General features: G+C 45.4%; 4 protein-coding genes, 1 tRNA gene and 2 pseudogenes. 3 read left to right on the top strand and 4 right to left on the bottom strand.

Annotated features, from left to right (window positions below):
• The 4 genes and pseudogenes from B9T16_RS23280 to B9T16_RS23265 form a co-directional block, all read right to left on the bottom strand.
• Window positions 1-618 (bottom strand): annotated as a pseudogene (locus tag B9T16_RS23280) (RNA-guided endonuclease TnpB family protein); the annotation flags it as partial.
• Complete coding sequence (locus B9T16_RS23275; RefSeq protein ID WP_071941142.1) at window positions 608-838, bottom strand: helix-turn-helix domain-containing protein; 231 nt, start codon at window positions 836-838, stop codon at window positions 608-610. The pseudogene B9T16_RS23280 and the gene B9T16_RS23275, both read right to left, overlap by 11 nt.
• Window positions 726-1320 (bottom strand): annotated as a pseudogene (locus tag B9T16_RS23270) (IS607 family transposase). Before B9T16_RS23270 ends, B9T16_RS23275 begins: the two are co-directional and overlap by 113 nt.
• A gap of 55 nt (window positions 1321-1375) precedes the next feature.
• Window positions 1376-2632, bottom strand: a complete 1257-nt coding sequence (locus B9T16_RS23265; RefSeq protein WP_006616255.1) for a response regulator — start codon at window positions 2630-2632, stop codon at window positions 1376-1378.
• 374 nt (window positions 2633-3006) lie between these two features.
• Here B9T16_RS23265 and B9T16_RS23260 point away from each other — a divergent pair, with 374 nt between their 5' ends.
• The 3 genes from B9T16_RS23260 to B9T16_RS23250 all read left to right on the top strand — a co-directional run bounded on the left by B9T16_RS23260 (window position 3007) and on the right by B9T16_RS23250 (window position 7680).
• A complete protein-coding gene (locus B9T16_RS23260) occupies window positions 3007-6093 on the top strand; it encodes a type ISP restriction/modification enzyme (protein ID WP_410245890.1) in 3087 nt (1028 codons plus the stop codon).
• Between the two features lie 248 nt (window positions 6094-6341).
• Window positions 6342-7520 (top strand): esterase-like activity of phytase family protein, encoded by a 1179-nt coding sequence (locus tag B9T16_RS23255; protein WP_410245889.1) that lies wholly within the window; start codon window positions 6342-6344, stop codon window positions 7518-7520.
• Window positions 7521-7606: 86 nt separating this feature from the next.
• Window positions 7607-7680, top strand: a tRNA-Asp gene (locus tag B9T16_RS23250).
• The last annotated feature ends 256 nt before the right edge of the window (window positions 7681-7936 follow it).

Here is a 7936-nt window from a genome sequence, read left to right as displayed (position 1 = left end):
GGAAGTTTCGAAGGTGGGCAAAAAAATTAGGCTGTAGTTGTGAGTCAAGTAGTGAGCAATTTGTTTGTGGGCTTCATCAACTAGATTGCGGATTTTAGTTCTCATTCGTTGAGCCGCTTGCCTCATCCGTCGCCTCCTTGAACGACAGGGTTCCTTGGCGATTCGGCTCATCAAATCATCCAAATGTTGACATAGCCTAGTAATGCGTCCAATATCCCCGGAGCCCAATTCCAGAAACCGAGAGCCATCAAACCCGGTCATAAAAGTTCGGACGCCTGGGTCTAATGCAATTACGCCATTCGCTTCAGTTGGGGTAACGGCGACAGGTTCAGGAAACACCGCAAACCACCGCCCCTTGGCTAAGACTAATTGAGTCCCTTGAACACAAGTTTTAGGGATAGCTTAGGAAACCATGAAAGTTAATCCTTTCGTTAGTCTTGGATACCAACTCCCTGAAGAGAAATTAGCATTGTTAAACTTGATGGCTTGAGAACTATCCCGACAGCTCCTAAACCTTGCGCCAGGACTGACTGAAAAGGCGAGATAGGCATCAAAGATAGCATTCTGCCGAATATGGCCGGGTGTTTCTTTGACCCATGCAGGCAAGTCACTCTGGATCACTTCCGCAGCGTAACTTTAACTTGCTTAGTCGTTTACCACTCCGGGATAATGCAATTGCTTGGTTGTAGCAATACCGACAAGCAGCCAGCCATTTACGCCAGACTTTATTTAGCTCTGGGCTGGGGTAAATCCGAATCTTCTTTGACCTGAGTTTTATATTGACTCCGTCCGTATAATCGGGAACTGAAGCAGTGGAGGATGGCGAGGATGTCCTCAACCATTTCTGGTTCTCGACTGAGACTTGTCTCGTTGAGAACCATGAGTGAGCACCTGTTTTGCTCACAGAGACATCGAAACAAGTCCCATCTAAATCTGGCCAATCGGTCTGGGTGGGCAACGACAACCATGCGGACATCTCCTGACAAGACTTGTCCCAGTCAGGCCAGCATTTTCTTTCCCTTGAAGTTGAGCCCGCCTCCGATTTCGGAGACGACTTCTGCTTCGGGGTAGAGGTTGGACAGTGCGGCCACCTGTCGGTTGAGGTCGGACTGCTGGGCGCGGCTACTAACTCTGGCATAGATAACGACTTTGCGTTTGTCACTGCGTGATGGCATCAGAATATGACTCAACGTTGTATCGTCGTTGCCCAGCGGGGGTTCTGATGGTCTCGATTGAGCCATTTTCGTCCCATCTGCGGAGTGTTCTTTCATGGACTCCAAGGATTTGGGCYGCTTCCTTGGGTTTGACATATCTGGCAATAGGTTTATCCTCAACTCTTCTCGCTTATTATACCATATTGCCCTAAAATGTTAACCTAATTTGAGATTAAATCATGCTCTTCCGAGTCAAGAGAAGGCCACTTATGGGAAAAAGCTTCTGCGAGTTGACTTTCTAGCTTCAGGGAATGGCCGTCCGCTGTACCAATATAGTTTTCTACTAGGGTAAGTAACTCCCCCTTGCTAAACGGTTTGGTCAGATAATTGGTCGCTCTCACCATTCGGGCTTTGAGGCGATCGATAAATCCATCAATGCCTGTTAGCATGATAATCGGAGTTTCCCGAAAAGCACTAGAACTTCGCAACATCGCGCAAATTTCATATCCATTTAGTTCCGGCATGGCGATATCGCATAAAATCAGATCTGGTTTCAGTTGGAAAACTTGACTTAATGCCTTCAGGGGATGACCTATAGCCGTCGCCTCGTAGCCATGCTGGGTTAAGATTAACTCCACTGTCTCCCGAATTACGCGATCATCATCAATACAGACAATGCGGGGAATCTTACTCTCGAACTGAGAACGGGGGTACGGACTTGGTTCGGTCGGGGGAAAGCGCAGTTGCACAAAACCCTGTTGTACAAAAGGATAGATCGCCTTGGTGACTGCGACAATATCTCGGTTCAAATAACGGGAAATTTGCCGGAAAGTGGTTTTTCCGTCCGCCCAACGGGTTAAAGTTTCAAAGACATTGGGACGCACTACTTGTCTAAGTTTGTCTGGGTCTAAAATGAGGGGGCACTGACTGGGGGATTGGATATGGGGGTGAAAAGTTTTCCACTCCTGCACCTGTTTCATAATTTTAGGTAACACCGTGTTGATTTGTAAAGTCATTAATTGCGGTGCTAGGGGTGAACCCATTTCAAAGTTAAAAGCCCCGTGGTGAAGGCTGAGAAGGTCGAATAGAGTTTCGGAAATCATCCCATGGAGAATGCTGCGCCCCTGGGTGGGGGTAATCGCGTTTTGTTCTAGTAGCACCCACAAATAGCCGTATTCGGGCGCGTTAACTGCCGTAATTGACGGCACTTCTAACTCATTGAGGACTTCTGTTAACTTGTAGCGGTGCAGGTAGTCCCGCAGTCTTTTCAGGCTACCCTCGCTTTCCCCAGCATAGACAATTCTACCGTTGGAGCAAAAAACTAGCCAGCAGTTACCCTTAAAGCGATCGCTATATTTTTCCGAAACTACCGAGGCGGCGGGGCTATAGGCTTCCACCATTAACTGACCTGTGCGTTGACCGACTTCGACCAACTGCAATATACTGCGGATATCGATTTCATTTAAAGAGCCTTGCATGAAGCCGCTTGGCCTCCCGACGATCGCTTAAATTTTTTAATGTCCTCATACAACTCAATAATAATGGGATTGAGGAGGGTAAGGGCAACATTACTGTCTACGCTCTCGTTAGGATAGCATAAATAGTGAATTAACTCAATCCATCGTGGTGGATAATGTATAATGGACAATTGATAATGGTGGACGCGGGTTCTCCTAGGGCTTCACCTCCTCCCTCTGGGTAATACCCCATCACTTGCCCCCGGCAATCATGAAGAATTGTTAATTATTAATTATTAATTATTCCATTGAGAATGGTGGACGCGGGTTCTCCTAGGACCGCACTTGCCCCCGGCAATCATGAAGAATTGTTAATTATTAATTATTAATTGCTTATGGCTACTCTGAATCTGAAACCTTCCCACAAGGCGGTAAAATCCTATTACCAAACATTACAAAACTTCCAGAAGTTGGGGGCTGCCAATGAAGGGGCGGTTAAGGTGGCTTTTGCCGATTTATTAACTTCCTGTTGTCAGCAGTTTAATTGGCTGTTGGTACAGGAAAATAGCCTCAAGTTAACCGAGAAAAAACGCATCCAAGTTGATGGGTTATTGGTGAGAGATGATACCCTCAAACATGGGATTTGGGAAGCTAAAGACACCGCCGACGACCTCCCCAAGGAAGTACAAAAGAAATTTGCCAAAGGCTACCCCAAAGATAACATTATTTTTCAGTCTCCTCAGCGTGTGATTATTTGGCAAGGGGGACAGCAAGTTTATGACGGGGATATCACCAAACCAGAAGCACTGGTGGAAAGTCTMAAGYTGTTTTTTGAATATCGACCACCACAGATAGAAAATTGGGAGAAAGCAGCGGCGGAATTTGGGGAGAAAGTGCGCGGCTTGGGGGAAAAACTGGTTGATTTAATCGAGAGTGAACGCCAAACTAATCCCAAGTTTATTGATGCTTTTGAAGGGTTTAGTAACCTGTGCCGTCAGTCGATTAATCCTAATATTTCTGATGCGGCTGTGGAAGAGATGCTGATTCAGCATTTACTCACGGAAAGGATTTTTCGACAGATTTTTAATAACCCCGATTTTACCCGGCGCAATATTATCGCGGTGGAAATTGAGAAGGTGATTGAGACTTTAACCTCCAAGTCCTTTAGTCGGGCTCATTTTCTGGGAGATGTTGATTATTTTTATCGCGCCTTGGAAGAGGCGGCGGCTACTATTACTGAGTATAGCGAAAAACAGCATTTTTTAAACACGGTTTATGAAAGGTTTTTCCAAGGCTTTGCGCTCAAGGTCGCCGATACCCATGGGATTGTTTACACGCCTCAGAGTATTGTGGATTTTATGGTGARAAGTGTKGATGAKATTCTCCGCACCGAGTTTAATAAATCTCTGAGTGATAAAGGGGTGCATATTCTTGACCCGTTTGTGGGGACGGGTAACTTTATTATGCGGATAATGCGGGAGATTAGAAAAACTGCGTTATCCCATAAGTATCAGCAGGAGTTACACTGTAATGAGGTGATGCTATTACCCTATTATATCGCTTCGATGAATATTGAGCATGAATATTTGACGGCAACGGGACAATATCAGCCTTTTGACGGGATTTGTTTGGTGGATACTTTCTCGGTTCAAGAATCATTACAACTGGATTTATTCACTCCCGAAAATACCCAACGAGTCAAGCAGCAGCAAAGTTCCCCCATTTTTGTGGTCATTGGCAACCCCCCCTATAATGCGTGGCAGCAAAATGAGAACGACAATAACAAAAACCGCAAATATAGCGAAATGGGAGGGGTCGATAAACGGGTGGCGGAAACTTATGCGAAAGACTCGAAAGCGACTTTAAAAAATAAACTTTCCGACCCCTACGTTAAGGCGTTTCGCTGGGCGGCTGATAGAATTAAAGATGAGGGAATTGTGGCATTTGTCAGCAATAACAGCTTTATTGATGGCATTGCTTTTGATGGAATGAGGCAGCATTTAGCCCAAGATTTTGATGCGATTTATGTTTTAGACTTGAAAGGAAATGTCAGAAAAGACTCGATGCGAGAAGGCATTCCCATTGGAGAAAAACATACGGTATTCGGTTTGTCTGCAATGGTGGGTATAGCGGTGACATTCTTGGTGAAACGAAAAGATATAGATAAACATCAGATTTTTTACAGTGAGGTTGACTGGAAAGCGACTCGTTTAGAAAAATTTGCTTTTCTGGAAAAAGTTAAAACCTTGGGTGGGGTTGACTGGGAAGAGATGAAACCGGACAAAAAACATACCTGGTTAACCGCAGGGTTGCAGGCGGATTTTGAAACCTTTATCCCCATGGGAAGCAAGGAAAGCAAAGCCGCCAAGGGAGAAGCAACGGGGGCTATTTTTAAGATTTATAGCTTAGGAGTTGCCACTAATCGCGATGTTTGGGCGTATAACTTTAATCCTGATGAATTAGCCGCCAATATTCAACGGATAATCGCCACCTATAATGAACAAACCAGGAAATGGCTTGATTGTCCCGACAAATCGGCTAACGTGGATGATTTTGTGACCTATGATGATGCTAAAATTAGCTGGTCTCGGGACTTAAAAAAATATTTAAAGCGAGGGGTTATCGTAGAATATGACCCGAAGCATATCAGACAGTCTCTGTATCGTCCTTTCACCAAATCTAGGCTTTATTTTGCTGCTTACTTAAATGATGTACGCGGTCAATTTCCCTACATATTCCCCACCCCGGAGACAGAGAAAGAGAATCGGGTAATTTGCGTTAGTGGAATTGGTAGTAGCAAGCCTTTTCATTGTCTGATAACTCCAATAATACCTTGCTTAGATATTTTAGAAAAAACCCAATGTTTCCCCTTCTATACCTATGAGAAAGACGGAAGCAACCGCCAAGAAAATATCACCGACTGGGCTGTAGATGCCTTTCGGGAAGAATACCAAAACCCGGCTATCAGTAAATGGGATATTTTCTATTATATATATGGGCTGTTACACCATCCCACCTATAGGGAGAAATACGCCGACAACCTGAAAAGGGAGATACCTCGCATTCCCTACGCCCCCGATTTTGAGAGTTTCGCCAAAGCCGGAAAACGTCTGGCGGAAATTCATATAAACTATGAACAACAACCGGAATATCCCCTAAAATTCATCGAAAATGATGAGGTCCCGTTAAATTGGCGGGTGGAAAAGATGAAACTGAGTCAAGATAAAACCCAGTTAATTTATAACGAGTTTCTGACCTTGGCGGGTATTCCCCCGAAAGTGTTTGAATATCGCCTGGGAAACCGATCAGCTTTAGATTGGATTATTGACCGCTATCAAGTTAAAATAGATAAACGCAGCGGCATTGAAAATGACCCCAACCGCTTAGAGGATGAAGAATATATTGTTAGGTTAATTGGTCAGGTGATTACAGTTAGCTTGGAAACGGTGGATATTGTGAATAACTTAGCCGCCCTGGAGTAAGGAAAAAATGATGGTCTCCCCCCAGGGATATCGGTGAGTTATGGAAACCTTCCCAACGGGGGAATTTTCCCTCGCCGAACCCTTGACAAATCTCGCCTAATATGGTAGGTTAAAATCCCAGGAGAAAATGAGCAAATTGTGAGGGTCGAAATGCTCAGGAATATGCAGGAAATATCTAGCAGGAATCCTAGGGAGTTCCCCCTATCACCCCACGGACGAGATTGATGTGGTTGCGGAAGTTTTCCATAATGACAATATTACCGCTGACGGTAACGGTGGGATTAATCGAAGTAGGAATTACGCCACCGTCGCCCGATCGCATTCAGGAATTAACATCGTTTTTGGGTGCGGCAAGAATTCCCACAGGTTTGGTATTTGAGGAAACAGAAGTTGGGGGACTGTCGGGGATAACCTATAACCGGCAAAAAGATGTATATTATGCGGTGTCGGACTCCCAAGGCGATCGCGGTTACGCGAGATTTTACACGCTGAAATTGCACTGGAAAGACGAAGCTTTCCGATTAGAAGCAGTGGAAGTAATAGGAGTCACGCCGATATTAGACCCCAACGGGGAAGCCTTCCCATTGTATAGTTTAGACCCGGAAGGCATTGCTTTCACGGGAGAAACGGTGTGGATTTCTTCAGAGGGAAATATGGCGGCGGGTTATCCTCCGTTTATCAAGGAGTTTTCCCTAGAGTCGGGTCGCCAATTAACTCAATTACCCATCCCAGAACAATTGTTTTCGAGGGATAATCCTAATATAGGGGTGAGAAATAATCTGGCGACGGAAAGCCTGACCCTGACCCCGGACGGAAAAACGCTATTTACAGCTACGGAAAATGCTTTAATTCAAGACGGACCCGCCGCCACGGTTAACCAAGGGAGTCCTAGCCGGATGATCCGCTATAATTTGCAGACAGGTTTAGCAGATGGTCAGTTTCTGTATATGACAGAAGCGATCGCCGGTAGTTCCCTGCTGTCTGAGACCTTACAGCTTAACGGACTGGTGGAGTTGCTGGCTGTGAGTGAGAGGCGGTTACTGGCTTTGGAAAGGTCTTTTTCCCTGGATAGGGGATTTGTGATCCGCCTGTTTGAGGTATCTTTGACGGAAGCGACGGATATTGGGTCTGTAGATAGCCTCGAAAACCAATTAGAGGGAATTACCCCGGTGAGGAAAACTCCGGTCTTGATTCCCCCAGAGATACAGGCTGAGGTAATCTGGGATAATCTGGAGGGGATGACTTTTGGGCCGATTTTACCAGACGGAAGGCGATCGCTAATTATGGTCAGCGACAACAATTTTCACCCCCTACTACACACCCAGATCATAGCTTTTGCGATCGCGCCAGAGTTATCAGATAGCGCCAAACCCTCTTATCAAAGGCTTTGGGAGTGGTTGGGAAAATTTTTTGACTTCAGGGGTTGACAAAACCAGGATAATGGTTGACAATAGATTTTGTGCTTAAAACGAAGCACTAACAACGAGGACTCAAAAATCAGGGTCTTAAATAAGGGACTGTAGTTCAATTGGTTAGAGCACCGCCCTGTCACGGCGGAAGTTGCGGGTTCGAGCCCCGTCAGTCCCGTTTTTAGCTGTGCCTTATCCTAACGGCGATAACTGGGAAACACTTAACCCGATAGTCGTACCGTCACACACAAAATACACTCCATTCAGTCTTAGTATACGGGACGATTGGTGCATATCCTTTGGCAACAAATCTTAATTATTGACGGGTTAATCAATAAACACAACTTAATCAATCTGTCAAATACCCATACCACCCCCCAACCAAACACCGATAGGGTAACTCCCTTGTGATAGCAGTCAATAGCAAGCCTATC

This window comes from Arthrospira sp. PCC 8006, assembly GCF_046480465.1.
Classification (GTDB): domain Bacteria; phylum Cyanobacteriota; class Cyanobacteriia; order Cyanobacteriales; family Microcoleaceae; genus Limnospira; species Limnospira platensis.
The sequence above is the reverse complement of the archived record's forward strand: the minus strand, read 5'-3'. Positions and strand labels throughout refer to the sequence as shown.

What these genes read in the sequence shown, in the direction of transcription:
- B9T16_RS23265 (WP_006616255.1), bottom strand. Translation starts at nt 2,632, where the DNA reads ATGCAAGGCTCTTTAAATGAAATCGATATCCGCAGTATATTGCAGTTG.
- B9T16_RS23255 (WP_410245889.1), top strand. Translation starts at nt 6,342, where the DNA reads ATGACAATATTACCGCTGACGGTAACGGTGGGATTAATCGAAGTAGGA.